Origin of the sequence: Mycobacterium colombiense (assembly GCF_001665835.1) — a bacterium.
GTDB lineage: Bacteria > Actinomycetota > Actinomycetes > Mycobacteriales > Mycobacteriaceae > Mycobacterium > Mycobacterium colombiense_A.
Map to the genome: position 1 here is coordinate 144,706 of NZ_LZSX01000039.1, position 15,148 is coordinate 159,853.

The window sequence follows — 15,148 nt, forward strand, 5'->3', positions numbered from 1 at the left end:
AGCTGATGGTGTCTGGTCCTCACATCGAGACGCACAACGCGTGGGTGGAGTTTCCCATCTTCGACGCCAAGTCGCGCTCGTTGAAGAAGGCCTTCTTGGGCAAGGCCGGCGGCACGATCGGCCGCAACAGCTCCAACGTGGTGGTGGTCGAAGCGTTGCGCGACATCACCATGTCCCTCGAGCTGGGCGACCGGGTCGGACTGGTCGGCCACAACGGGGCGGGCAAATCGACTCTGCTGCGCCTACTTTCGGGCATCTACGAACCCACCCGGGGCTGGGCGACGGTCACCGGCCGGGTGGCGCCGGTCTTCGATCTCGGCGTCGGCATGGACCCCGAGATCTCCGGCTACGAGAACATCATCATTCGCGGCCTGTTCCTGGGCCAGACGCGAAAGCAGATGCTGTCCAAGGTCGATGAGATCGCCGAATTCACCGAGCTGGGCGACTACCTGTCGATGCCGCTGCGCACCTATTCCACCGGCATGCGGGTGCGGCTGGCGATGGGTGTGGTCACCAGCATCGATCCCGAGATCCTGCTGCTCGACGAGGGCATCGGCGCAGTGGACGCCGACTTCCTGAAGAAGGCGCAGTCGCGGTTGCAGAGTCTGGTGGAACGCTCCGGAATCCTGGTGTTCGCCAGCCATTCCAACGAATTCCTGGCCCGGTTGTGCAAGACGGCGATGTGGATCGACCACGGCGTCATCCGCATGTCCGGCGGGATCGAAGACGTGGTGCGCGCGTACGAAGGGGAGGACGCGGCCCGGACCGTCCGCGAGGTGCTGGAAGAGGACCAGCACGCGAGGCGGGTCGAGACACCCCTGGCCCAAAGAGCATCCGTGGATGAGTGAGACCGTCTTCGCCGTCGTCGTCACCCACCGGCGCCCCGACGAGCTGGCCAAGTCGCTGGATGTGCTGAGCACGCAGACCCGGCTGCCCGATCACCTCATCGTGGTGGACAACGATTTTTCCGGCGAAGGACCGGGCTCCGGCCGGATCCGCGATCTGGTTGCCGGCCAACCGATCCCGACCACCTACCTGGGATCGCACCGAAACCTCGGCGGCGCGGGAGGTTTCGCGCTGGGCATGCTGCACGCGTTGGCTCAGGGCGCCGATTGGGTTTGGCTGGCCGACGACGACGGGCGCCCGCAGGACTCGAACGTGCTGGCCACCCTGCTGACCTGCGCCGCGAAGCACGGCCTGGCCGAGGTGTCACCGATGGTCTGCAATATGGACGACCCGCAGCGGCTGGCGTTCCCGCTGCGGCGGGGCCTGGTATGGCGCAGGCGCGCAAGCGAATTGCGCACCGAGGCGGGCCAAGACCTGCTGCCCGGGATCGCCTCGCTGTTCAACGGCGCCCTGTTCCGGGCCGCCACCCTGGACGCGGTCGGCGTCCCGGATCTGCGGCTGTTCATCCGCGGCGACGAGGTGGAGATGCACCGCCGGCTGGTGCGCTCCGGCCTGCCGTTCGGGACGTGCCTGGACACGATCTACTTGCACCCCTGCGGATCCGATGAATTCCGGCCGATTCTGGGTGGCCGCATGCACACCCAATACCCCGACAACGACACCAAGCGGTTCTACACCTACCGCAACCGCGGCTACCTGCTGTCGCAGCCCGGCCTGCGCAAGCTGCTGGTGCAGGAATGGGTGCGGTTCGGTTGGTTCTTCCTGGTGACCCGGCGCGACCCGCGCGGTCTGCTGGAATGGATCCGGTTGCGGCGCTTGGGACGTCGTGAACAGTTCGGCAAGCACGATGCGGGAGGATCCCGATGACGTTCCTCGATGCTGCAGCACAGTCGCGGACCTTCACCCGCGCCCGAAGCGATCTCGTCGACGGCTTCCGTCGCCGCGAGCTCTGGCTGCACCTGGGCTGGCAGGACATCAAGCAGCGCTACCGTCGCTCGGTGCTGGGGCCGTTCTGGATCACCATCGCGACCGGAACCACGGCCGTCGCGATGGGCGGCTTGTACTCCAAGCTGTTTCATCTCGAGCTGTCGCTGCATCTGCCGTATGTGACGCTGGGGCTGATCATCTGGAACCTGATCAACGCCGCCATCCTGGAGGGCGCCGACGTCTTCGTCGCCAACGAGGGACTGATCAAGCAGTTGCCGACGCCGCTGAGCGTGCACGTCTACCGGCTGGTGTGGCGGCAGATGATCCTGTTCGCGCACAACATCGTCATCTACGTCGTCATCGCGATGATCTTCCCCAAACCATGGTCGTGGGCCGATCTTTCAGTGATCCCGGCGCTGGCGCTGATCGTGCTCAACTGCATCTGGGTGTCACTGTGTTTCGGCATCCTGGCGACCCGCTATCGCGACATCGGCCCGTTGCTGTTTTCGATCGTGCAGTTGCTGTTCTTCATGACGCCGATCATCTGGAACGACGACACCCTGCGGCAGCAGGGGGCCGGACGGTGGTCGAAGATCGTCGAACTCAACCCGCTGCTGCACTATCTGGATATCGTTCGCGCCCCGCTGCTCGGGTCGCATCAGGAACTGCGGCACTGGGCCGTGGTGCTGGTGCTGACGACCGTCGGCTGGATCCTGGCCGCGTTTGCGATGCGCCAATACCGCGCCCGCGTGCCCTACTGGGTGTAGCCCGGCGGGCGGTTGCTCGGGGCCCCGCGCCGGCTTGGTTGCCGGGGACGCGCTTTGGGTGGACAGTCGTGCTCAGACCTCGAATGCGACGGAGGGCGCCCGATGGACATTGTGCCGGTGGGCCCTGGCTTTGCCGCGGAATTGCGCGGCGTGACCATCCACGAGGTTGCGGCGGCCGACGCCGTGTACGCGGCGGTGCGCGCGGCCTTCGAGGAGCATTCTGTTCTGGTCTTTCGTGGCCAGGACATCACCGACGAAGCACAACTTGCCTTCACGCGCCGGTTCGGCCCGCTCGAGGTCACCAAGGCGGGGTCGGTGGGCGCCGGCAGCAACCTCGTGGTCCTCAAGACCCTAAACGAGGAGGGCAAAGTGGTGCCCGAGGATCACCGGCTCGCCCTGGAGAACAAGGCGAACCAACTGTGGCACACCGACAGTTCGTTCAAGCGGGTGCCGGCGCTCGCTTCGGTGCTGTCGTCGCGCATCGTTCCGGCACGGGGAGGCGAGACCGAGTACGTCTCGACGCGGCTTGCGTTCGAGCGTCTCGATCCGGCGCTGCAGCGGCAGTTGGAGAATTCCTTCGCCTGGCACGAATACGCCTTTTCGCGCGCCAAGGTCGCGCCCGACCTGGTCGGCCCGGTTGAGCGCGCGGCGCTGCCGCCGCAATGTTGGCGTCTCGTTTGGAAGAACCCGGTCAATGGCCGCAAGGCGTTGTACATGGCCTCGCACACCTTCGCGATCGAGGGCATGGAGCGGACCGCGGCGCAAGAGTTGCTTGCCGAGCTGACCCAGGCGGCGACCGTCCCCGGCGCGAGCTATCTGCACGCGTGGCGCGAGGGCGACGTGGTGATGTGGGACAACCGGGCGATCATGCACCGCGGCCGGCCGTGGCCGGCGCGGGAGCCGCGCCACATGGTGCGGAGCACGATTGCCGCGACGGCCGGGGACGGGCTCGACGCGATGCATGCGCCGACGCGCCAGTGACGTGCGACTCCGACGGCCACGCAGAACGGTGGCGGGGCGCCTCGTCGTGGTGTCACACTGGAACGCCATCTGAGCAACTGGGCGAAAGGTCCACCGACGTGAGCAAAAAGGCCCCATCAGCAGCGGACGCCGCGCGGAACAATCTCGAAGCGGAGCTGGACCGGCTACGGCAACGGCGTGAGCGGCTCGAGGCCGAGGTCAAGAACGACCGCGGGATGGTGGGCGATCACGGGGATGCGGCCGAGGCGATCCAGCGCGCCGAGGAACTGGTGGTGCTCACCGACCGGATCAGCGAGCTGGACCGTCGCCTGCGGACCGGTCCGTCGGCAACCGACGCGTCCGAGACGCTGCCCGGCGGCACCGAGGTGACGCTGCGGTTCGCCGACGGTGAAGTGGTCACGATGCACGTGATCTCCATCGTCGAGGAGACACCCGTGGGCCGGGAGGCCGAGACGTTGACCGCGCGCAGCCCCCTGGCTCAGGCGCTGGCCGGGCGCAAACCCGGCGACACGGTGACCTACTCGACGCCGCAGGGCGAGAACCAGGTCGAGCTGATCTCGGTCAAGCTGCCCCGTTAACGCTGGCCGGGGAGCACCCACCGGCCCCGTTAGACTCCCCTCGATGGTTGCCCCGCTGCCCGATTCCGCGTCCGAAGACGTGCGCCCGCACTTGAGCCTGACGACGCAGGTCACCCGATTCGTCGTCACCGGCGGCCTGGCGGGGATCGTGGACTTCGGGCTCTACCTGCTGCTGTGGAAGGTCGTGGGCGTCCAGGTTGACCTGTCCAAGGCCACCAGCTTCATCGTCGGCACCATCACGGCCTACCTGATCAACCGCCGCTGGACCTTCCAGGCGTCTCCCAGCACCGCCCGGTTCGTCGCGGTCATGGTCCTCTACGCCATCACGTTCGCCGTGCAGGTCGGGCTCAACCACGTGTGCCTGGCGCTTCTCCACTACCGCGGCTGGGCGCCGCTCGTCGCGTTCGTGATCGCGCAGGGCACCGCGACGGTGATCAACTTCGTCGTGCAGCGGGCCGTAATCTTCCGCATCCGCTGAGCCGCCCTCGGCAAGCGGTACCCTCTTTGACGATGTCGAGCACCGATCCCCTGACCAAGCCCACCCAGCTGATGGGCTTCGGGCGCACCGCACCGTCGGTGGCCCAGGTGCTCTCTACCCGCGATCCCGAGGTGATCGCAAAGGCGGTGGCCCGGGTGGCCGAGTCGGGCGATCCGAAGGGCCGGGGCGTGATCGCCCGTGGTCTGGGCCGGTCCTACGGCGACAACGCCCAAAACGGTGGCGGCCTGGTGATCGACATGACCGGGCTCAACCGCATCCACTCGATCAGCGCCGACACCCGGTTGGTCGACGTCGACGCCGGCGTCAGCCTGGACCAGTTGATGAAGGCGGCGCTGCCGTTCGGGCTGTGGGTGCCGGTGCTGCCGGGCACACGCCAGGTCACCGTCGGCGGCGCGATCGCCTGCGACATCCACGGCAAGAACCACCACAGCGCGGGCAGCTTCGGTAACCACGTCCGGTCGATGGACCTGCTCATGGCCGACGGCACCGTCCGCACCATCACCCCCGAAGGGGACGATGCCGAACTGTTCTGGGCGACCGTCGGCGGCAACGGCCTGACCGGGATCGTGCTGCGGGCCACCATCGCCATGACGCCGACGGAGACGGCGTACTTTATCGCCGACGGTGTTGCCACCCACGACCTCGATGAAACGGTCGCCGTTCACCTCGACGGCAGCGAGGCCAACTACACCTACTCCAGCGCGTGGTTCGACCTGATCAGCCCGCCACCGAAGCTGGGCCGGGCCTCGGTCAGCCGGGGCAGCCTGGCGAAGCTCGATCAGCTGCCCAAGAAGCTGGCCAAGAACCCGCTGAAATTCGATGCGCCGCAGCTGTTGACGGTGCCGGACGTGTTCCCGATCAGTGCGATGAACAAACTGTCGTTCATGGCGATCGGCGAGGTGTACTACCGGCTGGGCGGGACCTACAGCGGCAAGATTCAGAATCTGTCGCAGTTCTATCACATGCTCGACCTGGTCAGTGGCTGGAATAACGCTTACGGCCCAAGGGGTTTCGCGCAACACCAGTTCCTGGTTCCGCCGGACGCGATGCACGAGTTCAAGGCCATCATCCGCTGGATCCAGACCACCGGCCATTACTCGGCGCTGAACGTCTTCAAGCTTTTCGGGCCGGGCAACCGCGGGCCGCTGAGTTTCCCGATGGCGGGCTGGAATGTCGCCATGGACTTCCCCAACAAGCCGGGGATCAACGAGTTCCTCAACGAACTCGACAGGCGCGTGCTGGAATTCGGCGGAAGGGTCTACACCGCCAAGGATTCTCGCGTGAGCGCCGAAACCTTCCACGCCATGTACCCGCGCATCGACGAATGGATCGCCGTGCGACGCAAGGTAGATCCGACAGGGGTGTTTGCCTCCGACATGGCCCGACGTTTGGAGCTGCTCTAAATGGTGCTCGATGCCGTAGGTAATCCGCAGACCATCTTGCTGCTCGGCGGTACCTCCGAGATCGGCCTGGCCATCTGCGAACGCTACCTGCAGAATGCGCACGCGCGGATTGTGTTGGCCGCCATGCCCAGTGACCCCGGCCGCGACGCCGCGGTGGCGCAGATGCAGGCCGCAGGCGCGCGTTCGGTCGAGCTGATCGATTTCGAAGCCACCGACCCCGAGACCCATCCCAAGATGATCGAGGCGGCCTTCGCCGGCGGAGATATAGACGTGGCCATTGTGGCGTTCGGCATCCTGGGGGACGCCGAGGAGCTGTGGCAGAACCAGCACAAGGCGGTGCAGGCCGTCGAAATCAACTACACCGCAGCGGTTTCGGTGGGAGTTCTGCTGGGCGAGAAGATGCGCGCCCAGGGCTTCGGCCAGATCATCGCCATGAGCTCGGCGGCCGGCGAGCGGGTGCGGCGGTCCAACTTCGTCTACGGCTCCACCAAGGCCGGACTGGACGGCTTCTACCTGGGCCTCGGAGAGGCGTTGCGCGAGTACGGGGTTCGCGTCCTGGTGATCCGGCCCGGCCAGGTACGCACCCGGATGAGTGCGCACGTCAAGGAAGCGCCGCTGACCGTCGACAAGGAGTACGTCGCCAACCTCGCGGTGACTGCGGCCGCCAAAGGTAAGGAATTGGTTTGGGCACCAGCAGCATTCCGTTATGTGATGATGGTGTTGCGACACGTCCCGCGTCCCATCTTCCGCAAGCTTCCCATCTGACCATGCGTAACGCGCTGGCCACCCTCGGCCAGATGGCTTTGGCGGTGCTGGTCGCGGTTGTCGTCGCGGTGGTCTCGCTGGTCGCCATCTCCCGGGTGCAGTGGCCGGCGTTCCCGTCCTCCAATCAACTGCACGCCCTGACCACCGTCGGGCAGGTCGGCTGCCTGGCCGGGCTGGTCGCCGTCGGCTGGGTGTGGCGGCGCTGCGCGCGCCCCCGCGGCCGGCTGCTCACCCAATTGGCCGGGCTGGTCTTCGTCTCCGCGTTCACCGTCGTGACGCTGGGCATGCCGCTGGGGGCGACCAAGCTGTACCTGTTCGGCATCTCCGTCGACCAGCAGTTCCGCACCGAATACCTGACCCGCCTGGCGGACAGCCCCGCCCTGCGCGACATGACCTATCTCGGGCTGCCGCCGTACTACCCGCCGGGCTGGTTCTGGATCGGCGGGCGCGCCGCGGCGCTCGGCGGGTCGCCGGCCTGGGAGATCTTCAAGCCGTGGGCCATCACCTCGATCACCATCGCCGTCGCGCTCGCGCTGGTGCTGTGGTGGCGGATGGTCCGGTTCGAATACGCGCTGATCGTCACCACCGCGACGGCCGCGGTGACGCTGGCCTACGGCTCTCCCGAGCCCTACTCGGCGATGATCACCGTGTTGTTGCCGCCGATGCTGGTGCTGACCTGGTCGGGCTTGCGCGCCGGTGACCGGCCGGACGCGCCCGGCCGTGCGGGCTGGGCCGCGGTGATCGCCGCCGGGCTGTTTCTGGGCTGGACGGCCACCTGGTACACGCTGCTGTTCGGGTTCAGCGCGTTCACCGTCGGGTTGATGGCCCTCTGGCTGGCCGGCGTGCGCTGGTGGCGGAACCGCAAGACCGGCGGGCTCAAAGCCGCCCTCGATCCGCTGCGCCGGTTGGCCGTCATCGCCGGCATCGCCGTGGCGATCGCCTGCACGACGTGGTTGCCGTTCGTGTTGCGAGCGATGCGCAGCCCGATCAGCAACTCCGGCAGCGCCATGCACTACCTGCCGGCCGACGGCGCCGAGTTGACCTTCCCCATGCTGCAGTTCACGCTGCTGGGCGTCGTCTGCCTGATCGGCACCCTATGGCTGGTGCTGCGGGCCCGATCGTCGGTGCGGGCGGGCGCCCTGGCCGTGGGCGTGCTGGCGATCTATCTGTGGTCGCTGCTGTCCATGCTCACCACGCTGGCCCGCACCACCCTGTTGTCGTTCCGGCTGCAGCCGACCCTGAGCGTGCTGCTGGTCGCCGCCGGCGCGTTCGGCTTCCTCGAACTCGCCCAGGCGCTCGCCGCCGCGGGCCGCGACCGCCACTGGGGCCGCGCCATCGCACCGGTGGCCGGCGCCATCGGCCTGGCCGCCGCCATCGCATTCAGCCAGGACATCCCCGACGTGCTGCGGCCCGACCTCACCATCGCCTACACCGACACCGACGGTCACGGGCAGCGCGGCGACCGCCGGCCGCCCAGCGCCGAGAAGTTCTACGCCACCATCGATCACGCCATCACGCAGGTGACCGGCAAGCCACGCGACCAGACCGTCGTGATGACCGCCGACTACAGCTTCCTGTCCTTCTACCCCTACTGGGGATTCCAGGGTCTCACCTCGCACTACGCCAACCCCCTCGCACAATTCGACCTGCGGGCCGCACAGATCAACAAGTGGTCCGACCTCAAGACCGCCGACGAGTTGATCCATGCCCTGGACACGTGCCCGTGGCCCCCGCCGACGGTTTTCCTGATGCGCCGCGGCGCAGGAGGCAACTACACGCTGCGGCTGGCCGAGGACGTCTACCCCAACCAGCCCAACGTGCGGCGGTATACCGTCGATCTGCGCGGAGCCCTGTTCGACAACCCGCGTTTCGTCGTCCAAAGCGTCGGCCCATTTGTGCTGGCCATCCGCAAGCCCGGGACGTAACTGATGATGAGCACCGACACCTCGGCCCAAACAGCCGAAGAACTAGCATCTAGCTCCGTGCACGACACGGAAGCGAATCACCGGATCGCCCGGCTGGTTGCTTCCGTCGCCGGGCTGCTCGGAGTGCTGCTCGCGATCGCCACCCCGCTGCTTCCGGTCGACCAGACCACCGCCCAACTGAACTGGCCGCAGAACGGCACCTTTGGCAGCGTCGACGCGCCGCTGATCGGCTACGTCGCCACCGATTTGACCATCACCGTGCCGTGCGAGGCCGCCGCCGGACTGGCCGGACCGGGCAATGGGGGCAAGACGGTGTTGCTGTCGACGGTGCCCAAGCAGGCGCCGAAGGCCGTCGACCGGGGACTGCTGATCGTGCGCGCCAACAACGACCTGGTGCTGGTGGTGCGCAACGTCCCGGTGGTGACCGCCCCGCTGAGCCAGGTGCTCGGCCCGGCCTGCCAGCGGCTGACCTTCACCGCCCACGCCGACCGGGTCACCGCCGAGTTCGTCGGCCTGACCCAGGGACCCAACGCCGAGCATCCTGGCTCGCCGCTGCGCGGTGAGAAGAGCGGCTACGACTTCCGCCCCCAGATCGTCGGCGTCTTCACCGATCTGAGTGGGCCGGCGCCGTCCGGCCTGCACTTCTCGGCGACCATCGACACCCGCTACAGCAGCAGCCCCACCCCGCTGAAGATGGCCGCGATGATCCTCGGGCTGGTGCTGACGGCCGCGTCCCTGATCGCGCTGCACATCCTCGATACCGCCGACGGAATCCGGCACCGCCGCTTCCTGCCCGCTCGCTGGTGGTCGATCGGCCCTCTGGACGCCCTGGTCACGGCGGCGCTGGTGTGGTGGCATTTCGTCGGCGCCAACACCTCCGACGACGGCTACATCCTGACCATGGCCCGGGTGTCCGAGCACGCCGGCTACATGGCCAACTACTACCGCTGGTTGGGCACGCCCGAGGCTCCGTTCGGCTGGTACTACGACCTGCTCGCGCTGTGGGCCCATGTCAGCACCACCAGCGTCTGGATGCGGCTGCCCACTCTGGTGATGGCGCTGACGTGCTGGTGGGTGATCAGCCGCGAAGTCATGCCCCGCCTGGGCCACGCCGTCAAGCAGAACCGGACCGCGGCCTGGACCGCGGCGGGCACGTTCCTGGCGGTCTGGCTGCCGCTGGACAACGGCCTGCGGCCCGAGCCGATCATCGCCCTGGGCATTCTGCTGACGTGGTGCTCGGTGGAACGCGCGGTGGCCACCAGTCGGCTGCTGCCGGTGGCGATCGCCTGCATCATCGGTGCGCTGACGCTCTTTTCCGGACCGACGGGCATCGCCTCGATCGGTGCCCTGCTGGTCGCGATCGGGCCGCTGCGGACCATTCTGCACCGCCGCTTCAAACGATTCGGTGCGCTACCGCTGATCGCGCCGCTGCTGGCCGCGGTCACCGTCACCGTGATTTTGATCTTCCGGGACCAGACCCTGACCGGTGAGATCCAGGCCACCATGCTCAAGCGCGCGGTCGGACCCAGCCTGAGTTGGTTCGACGAACACCTCCGCTACGAGCGGCTGTTCATGGCCAGCCCCGACGGCTCGGTCGCCCGCCGCTTCGCCGTGCTGGCGCTGATCCTCGCGCTCGGGATCACGGTGGCAATGTCGTTGCGCAAGGGCCGGATTCCCGGCACCGCCGTCGGCCCGAGCCGCCGCATCGTCGGGATCACCATCATCTCCTTCGTCGCGATGATGTTCACGCCCACCAAGTGGACCCACCACTTCGGGGTGTTCGCCGGGCTGGCCGGGCCGCTGGGCGCGCTGGCCGCGGTCGCGGTGACCTCCGTGGCGATGCGATCCCGGCGCAACCGCACCGTGTACGCGGCCGTGGTGCTGTTCCTGGTCGCGTTGTCGTTCGCCAGCGTCAACGGCTGGTGGTACGTCTCGAATTTCGGTGTGCCCTGGTCGAATGAGTTCCCGGCCTGGCACTACGCCTTCGCGACCGCGCTGCTCGGGTTGACCGTGGTGGTGCTGCTGCTGGCGGCGTGGTTCCACTTCGTCGCCCCGGACAATGGGCCGCCCAAGACCCGCCTGGGCGCCCGGGTAGCCGGAATTGTTCAGTCCCCCTTGGCAATTGCGACCTGGATGCTGGTGGTGTTCGAGGTGGCATCGCTGACTCTGGCGATGACCGACCAATACCCGGCGTGGTCGGTCGGTCGCTCCAACCTGCAGGCTCTGACCGGGAAGTCGTGCGGATTGGCCGAGGACGTGCTGGTGGAGCAGGACCCGAACGCGGGCATGCTGACGCCGGTGAACACGTCGGTCGCCGACGCGCTGGGGGCGGGTCTGTCGGAAGCCTTCACGCCCAACGGAATTCCCGCCGACGTGCGCGCCGACCCGGTGATGGAACGCCCGGGTGACCGCAGCTTCGTCAACGACGAGGAGAAGACCGGCAGCAACCAGGCCGGCACCGAGGGCGGCACCACCCCCGCGCCGGGGATCAACGGTTCGTCGGCTCAGCTGCCCTTCAACCTCGACCCGGCGCGCACACCGGTGCTGGGCAGCTGGCGCTCGGGCATCCAGGTGCCCGCGCACCTGCGGTCCAGCTGGTACCGGCTGCCCGCCCGCGACAAGGCCGGGCCGCTGCTGGTGGTGAGTGCCGCCGGGCGCTTCGACCCCCGCGAGGTCCAGGTGCAGTGGGCCACCGACGACCAGGCGGCCGGCGGACACCCCGGCGGGTCGTTCCAATTCTCGGACGTGGGCGCGTCTCCGGCCTGGCGCAACCTGCGCCTGCCGATGTCGGCAATTCCGAGTTCCGCCACCCAGATTCGGTTGGTCGCCGACGACGAAGACCTGGCCCCGCAGCACTGGATCGCGCTGACCGCGCCGAGAACCCCGCAGCTGCGCACGCTGCAGGACGTGGTGGGTTCCGTCGACCCGGTGTTCTTGGACTGGCTCGTCGGGCTGGCCTTCCCCTGTCAGCGACCCTTCGGCCATCAGAACGGCGTCGACGAGGCCCCGAGATGGCGCATCCTGCCCGACCGATTCGGCGCCGAGGCCAACTCGCCGGTGATGGACAACAACGGCGGCGGCCCGCTGGGCGTCACCGAGCTGTTGGCCAAGGCGACCACCGTGGCCACCTACCTCAAGGACGACTGGTCTCGCGACTGGGGCTCGCTGCAACGGCTGTCGCCCTACTACCCCGACGCCGAGCCCGCCCACCTGCTGCTCGGGACGGCCACGCGAAGCGGCCTGTGGGGCCCAGCCCCGCTGAGACACTAAGGCGCACAACGAGTTCTGCCCCGCTTCCGGCTGAAAGGCATGGAAGCGGGGCAGACTGTGCGGGATCGATGTCAGATCATGGCAGGGCGGCGTTGAACGGGTGCGTCAGGGTCCAGCCCGGGTTCAGGAAGTTGGCGGCGTAGTGGCGCACCGGGTGCAGGTGCCCGCTGTGCGGGACGTCGGGGCTTGCGGAGGCGACGGCCGGCATCAGCGACCCGGCGATCGACAAACCGATGGCGCCCAACCCGACACCCGCGGCGATGCGGAGCTTGGAGACCTTCTTGACGTCGGTCTGGGTGTCTGCGCCGGCGATGTTGTCCTTCATGGTGGTGATTCCTATCTGCCGTACTTTGCGTATTTGCGTACTTTTCCCTGGTGCCGATCTTGATGACCGGCAACACCAGGTTGCGGCAGACGGCTTGCCATACGGTCGCGAGATTCTTGCGAAATTCTTGCGCTGCCGGGTTGACCTGCGGCGAAACCCTTGAGAATGACTATCGGTAAGTCTATGCTTACGGTTCGTGGTCGCTTACCAAACCGGTAACGCGTGGCTGGCCCTGGCGGACGGAACGCGGCGGGCCATCGTGGAACGCCTCGCGCACGGCCCATCGGCGGTCGGCGAGTTGGCCCGCGACCTGCCGGTCAGCCGGCCGGCGGTTTCCCAACACCTCAAGGTGCTCAAGTCCGCCGGGCTGGTGCGCGACCGCGCCGCGGGCACCCGCCGCGTCTATCAGCTCGACCCCGCCGGTCTGCAGGCACTGCGCGACGATCTCGACCGGTTCTGGACCCAGGCGCTTGCCGGGTATGCGCAAACCATCGACGCGATGAACGAAGGAGCACCATGACGCCGGAGCCGACTCGCACCGTTACCCACCACGTCGTCGTCAACGCCCCCCTCGAGCGCGCGTTCGCCGTCTTCACCGAACAGTTCGGCGCTTTCAAGCCGCGCGAGCACAATCTGTTGGCGGTCCCGATCGCCGAGACGGTGTTCGAACCCCAAGTGGGCGGCCACATTTACGACCGGGGCGTCGACGGCAGCGTTTGCCGATGGGCGCGCATCCTGGTGTACGAGCCACCGCACCGGGTGATGTTCAGCTGGGACATCGGGCCGACGTGGCAGCTGGAAACCGACCCGTCCAAGACCAGCGAGGTCGAAGTGCGCTTCGCCGCCGAGGGTGACCGGCGCACCCGGGTGGACCTCGAACACCGCCACCTGGATCGCCACGGACCGGGCTGGCAATCCGTCGCGGATGGTGTCGACGGAGACGCCGGCTGGCCGCTGTACCTGGGGCGCTACCTGGACCTGTTGAGCGATGGTGACCCGCGATGACGTCCGATCTGATGACCATGGCGCGCGCCGAGCGCGCAGACCTCGCGGAATTCCTCGCCACTTTGACGCCGCAGGAGTGGGAGGCGCCGACCCTGTGCACCCGCTGGAAAGTCAAAGACGTTGTCGCCCATGTGATCAGCTATGACGAACTGGGCACGCTGGGGCTGCTGCGACGGTTCGCCAAGGGTTGGATCGTGCGGGCCAACCAGGTGGGCGTCGACGAATTTGCGTCCCTCACGCCGCAACAGTTACTGGAATTCCTGCGCAGCCATCTCCAACCACGCGGTCTGCCAGCGGGTTTCGGCGGAATGATCGCGCTCGTCGACGGCACCGTCCACCACCAGGACATCCGCCGCTCGCTGGGCCGGCCACGCGTGGTTCCGCCCGATCGACTCGAGCGGATTCTCCCCTTGGTGCCCGGCAACCCCCGGCTCGGTGCGGGACGCCGAATCAGGGGCCTGGGACTGCGCGCCACCGATGTCTCGTGGACGCACGGCGACGGGCCCGAGGTGACCGGCCCCGGCGAGGCACTGCTGCTGGCGATGACGGGCCGGCCGGCCGCCCTGGCCGACCTCGAGGGTCCCGGGCTTGCCACGCTGACGGACCGGGTCCGCGGATAGCGTTCAGGCGGGGCGGATTTCGAAGACGAACTCCGAGTTGCCGATGCGGATGTGATCGCCGTCCTCCAGGGTGGTGCTGCGCCGCACGCGCCGGCCCCGCACCTGCACGCCATTGGTGGATTTCATGTCGGTGATCAGGAAGTCCGTTCCGGTGTCGATGATCACGGCATGGTGGCGGCTGACCTCGGTGTCGTCCAGGACGATCTCGTTGTCGTCGAGACGTCCGATCCGGGTGGTCACACCGTTGAGCTGATAGTGCCGGCCGGCCTTGTCACGCAACCGGGCGACGACGGGATCGTCGACCAGCGCCGCCGTCGACTCCGAGCGCACGGTGCTCTGCTTGTGGGTGGTCATCACCGCCCGCTTGCCCGCCCGCTTGGGTTGCTCGGGGCCCAGCGGCTCCTGGCGCAGGATGCGCTGCTGCAGGGCGTTCACCGTCGGTCCGGGATCGATGCCCAGCCCGTCGGCCAACGCCGTCTTCAGCCGCCGATACGCGCCGAGCGCATCCGACTGCCGCTCGGTGACGTAGTAGGCGGCGATCAGTTGCGCCCACAGTGGTTCGCGATAGGGATGCCGTGCGACGAGCGCTTCCAGCTCGCCGATGACGCCATCGGCGCGCCCACACGCGATCTCGGCTTCGGCGCGTGCGGTGTAGCTTGCCACCCGCTCTTCGAGCAGCATGCTGGCGAACGCGTCGACGAAGGCGAAATTGTGCAGGTCGTCGAGCACCGGTCCGCGCCATTCGCCCAGCGCCGTCGACAGGTGGCTGCTGGCTTCCTCGAAGCGGCCCAGGCTGGCGGCCTGGACTCCCGCGGTCTTGTGGGCGCGGAACCGTCCCAGATCGCAATCGGCGTCGGCGACGCTGAGCTGATAGCCCGGCGGGGCGCTGGCCAGCACCCCGTTCGGGTTGGCCACCGCGCCGCGCAACAGCCGCCGCAGCGTCGAGATGTAGGACTGGATGCTGGTGCGCGCCGCCGGCACCGGAGCCTCGCCCCAGACGGCGTCGATCAAGGCGTCGACGGACACCGGCCGGTTGCGGTGGACCAGGAGCATGGCCAGCACCGCGCGCTGTTTCGGGGCGCCCAGCGACAACTGGGTGCCGTTGGCCGTCATCGACAACGGTCCCAAGACGCCAAATCCCAGACCTGCGTTCGTCACGCGCTGTCAGCCTCCCGGG

At 67.8% G+C, this 15,148-nt stretch carries 15 protein-coding genes; 13 read left to right on the forward strand and 2 right to left on the reverse strand.

The features are described 5' to 3' along the window. The first annotated feature begins 5 nt into the window (after nucleotides 1-5). The 10 genes from A5760_RS10160 to A5760_RS10205 all read left to right on the forward strand — a co-directional run bounded on the left by A5760_RS10160 (nucleotide 6) and on the right by A5760_RS10205 (nucleotide 12,021). Nucleotides 6-848, forward strand: a complete 843-nt coding sequence (locus A5760_RS10160) for an ABC transporter ATP-binding protein (protein WP_064880231.1) — start codon at nucleotides 6-8, stop codon at nucleotides 846-848. Then, nucleotides 841-1,773: a glycosyltransferase gene (locus A5760_RS10165; RefSeq protein WP_064880232.1), complete on the forward strand. Its 933-nt coding sequence runs from the start codon at nucleotides 841-843 to the stop codon at nucleotides 1,771-1,773. Before A5760_RS10160 ends, A5760_RS10165 begins: the two co-directional genes overlap by 8 nt. Then, the gene (locus A5760_RS10170; protein ID WP_064880234.1) at nucleotides 1,770-2,600 is read left to right on the forward strand and encodes an ABC transporter permease; all 831 of its coding nucleotides are present in this window, start codon (nucleotides 1,770-1,772) and stop codon (nucleotides 2,598-2,600) included. The genes A5760_RS10165 and A5760_RS10170 overlap by 4 nt, the downstream gene beginning before the upstream one ends. A 102-nt stretch (nucleotides 2,601-2,702) precedes the next feature. Beyond that, complete coding sequence (locus A5760_RS10175; protein WP_064880236.1) at nucleotides 2,703-3,581, forward strand: TauD/TfdA dioxygenase family protein; 879 nt, start codon at nucleotides 2,703-2,705, stop codon at nucleotides 3,579-3,581. Between the two features lie 98 nt (nucleotides 3,582-3,679). Continuing rightward, on the forward strand, nucleotides 3,680-4,159 hold the full coding sequence (locus tag A5760_RS10180) for a GreA/GreB family elongation factor (RefSeq protein ID WP_064880238.1): 480 nt from the start codon (nucleotides 3,680-3,682) through the stop codon (nucleotides 4,157-4,159). Nucleotides 4,160-4,202: 43 nt separating this feature from the next. After that, nucleotides 4,203-4,637, forward strand: a complete 435-nt coding sequence (locus A5760_RS10185; protein WP_064880240.1) for a GtrA family protein — start codon at nucleotides 4,203-4,205, stop codon at nucleotides 4,635-4,637. Between the two features lie 32 nt (nucleotides 4,638-4,669). Next, nucleotides 4,670-6,061: an FAD-binding oxidoreductase gene (locus A5760_RS10190; protein ID WP_064880242.1), complete on the forward strand. Its 1,392-nt coding sequence runs from the start codon at nucleotides 4,670-4,672 to the stop codon at nucleotides 6,059-6,061. Then, the gene (locus A5760_RS10195) at nucleotides 6,062-6,826 is read left to right on the forward strand and encodes a decaprenylphospho-beta-D-erythro-pentofuranosid-2-ulose 2-reductase (protein WP_064880244.1); all 765 of its coding nucleotides are present in this window, start codon (nucleotides 6,062-6,064) and stop codon (nucleotides 6,824-6,826) included. A 2-nt stretch (nucleotides 6,827-6,828) separates the two neighbouring features. After that, entirely contained in the window at nucleotides 6,829-8,751 is a 1,923-nt protein-coding gene (locus A5760_RS10200; RefSeq protein WP_064880246.1) for a galactan 5-O-arabinofuranosyltransferase, read from the forward strand. 3 nt (nucleotides 8,752-8,754) lie between these two features. Then, nucleotides 8,755-12,021 (forward strand): arabinosyltransferase domain-containing protein, encoded by a 3,267-nt coding sequence (locus tag A5760_RS10205; RefSeq protein ID WP_419538232.1) that lies wholly within the window; start codon nucleotides 8,755-8,757, stop codon nucleotides 12,019-12,021. 76 nt (nucleotides 12,022-12,097) lie between these two features. Here the strand turns inward: A5760_RS10205 and A5760_RS10210 are convergent, their stop codons facing one another. After that, the gene (locus tag A5760_RS10210; protein WP_064880248.1) at nucleotides 12,098-12,346 is read right to left on the reverse strand and encodes a hypothetical protein; all 249 of its coding nucleotides are present in this window, start codon (nucleotides 12,344-12,346) and stop codon (nucleotides 12,098-12,100) included. 196 nt (nucleotides 12,347-12,542) lie between these two features. Between A5760_RS10210 and A5760_RS10215 the strand changes: the two genes are divergently transcribed. Genes A5760_RS10215 through A5760_RS10225 form a run of 3 tightly spaced genes read left to right on the forward strand, consistent with a single transcriptional unit; the run spans nucleotide 12,543 to nucleotide 13,971 of the window. Continuing rightward, nucleotides 12,543-12,866 carry an ArsR/SmtB family transcription factor gene (locus A5760_RS10215; RefSeq protein WP_064880250.1) on the forward strand — a complete coding sequence of 108 codons (324 nt, stop codon included), beginning with the start codon at nucleotides 12,543-12,545 and terminating at the stop codon, nucleotides 12,864-12,866. Next, entirely contained in the window at nucleotides 12,863-13,351 is a 489-nt protein-coding gene (locus A5760_RS10220; RefSeq protein ID WP_064880252.1) for an SRPBCC family protein, read from the forward strand. The genes A5760_RS10215 and A5760_RS10220 overlap by 4 nt, the downstream gene beginning before the upstream one ends. Further along, nucleotides 13,348-13,971, forward strand: coding sequence for a maleylpyruvate isomerase family mycothiol-dependent enzyme (locus tag A5760_RS10225; protein ID WP_064880254.1), 624 nt, complete (start codon nucleotides 13,348-13,350; stop codon nucleotides 13,969-13,971). Before A5760_RS10220 ends, A5760_RS10225 begins: the two co-directional genes overlap by 4 nt. 3 nt (nucleotides 13,972-13,974) lie before the next feature. On the opposite strand, the gene A5760_RS10230 is transcribed toward A5760_RS10225, so the two are convergent. Further along, nucleotides 13,975-15,129: a BTAD domain-containing putative transcriptional regulator gene (locus A5760_RS10230; protein WP_064880256.1), complete on the reverse strand. Its 1,155-nt coding sequence runs from the start codon at nucleotides 15,127-15,129 to the stop codon at nucleotides 13,975-13,977. Between the last annotated feature and the right edge of the window lie 19 nt (nucleotides 15,130-15,148).

Coding starts and splice junctions, on each gene's coding strand:
- A5760_RS10160 (WP_064880231.1), top strand. CDS start 6: ATGGTGTCTGGTCCTCACATCGAGACGCACAACGCGTGGGTGGAGTTT.
- A5760_RS10200 (WP_064880246.1), top strand. CDS start 6,829: ATGCGTAACGCGCTGGCCACCCTCGGCCAGATGGCTTTGGCGGTGCTG.
- A5760_RS10195 (WP_064880244.1), top strand. CDS start 6,062: ATGGTGCTCGATGCCGTAGGTAATCCGCAGACCATCTTGCTGCTCGGC.
- A5760_RS10190 (WP_064880242.1), top strand. CDS start 4,670: ATGTCGAGCACCGATCCCCTGACCAAGCCCACCCAGCTGATGGGCTTC.
- A5760_RS10185 (WP_064880240.1), top strand. CDS start 4,203: ATGGTTGCCCCGCTGCCCGATTCCGCGTCCGAAGACGTGCGCCCGCAC.
- A5760_RS10225 (WP_064880254.1), top strand. CDS start 13,348: ATGACGTCCGATCTGATGACCATGGCGCGCGCCGAGCGCGCAGACCTC.
- A5760_RS10205 (WP_419538232.1), top strand. CDS start 8,755: ATGATGAGCACCGACACCTCGGCCCAAACAGCCGAAGAACTAGCATCT.
- A5760_RS10175 (WP_064880236.1), top strand. CDS start 2,703: ATGGACATTGTGCCGGTGGGCCCTGGCTTTGCCGCGGAATTGCGCGGC.
- A5760_RS10170 (WP_064880234.1), top strand. CDS start 1,770: ATGACGTTCCTCGATGCTGCAGCACAGTCGCGGACCTTCACCCGCGCC.
- A5760_RS10220 (WP_064880252.1), top strand. CDS start 12,863: ATGACGCCGGAGCCGACTCGCACCGTTACCCACCACGTCGTCGTCAAC.
- A5760_RS10210 (WP_064880248.1), bottom strand. CDS start 12,346: ATGAAGGACAACATCGCCGGCGCAGACACCCAGACCGACGTCAAGAAG.
- A5760_RS10165 (WP_064880232.1), top strand. CDS start 841: ATGAGTGAGACCGTCTTCGCCGTCGTCGTCACCCACCGGCGCCCCGAC.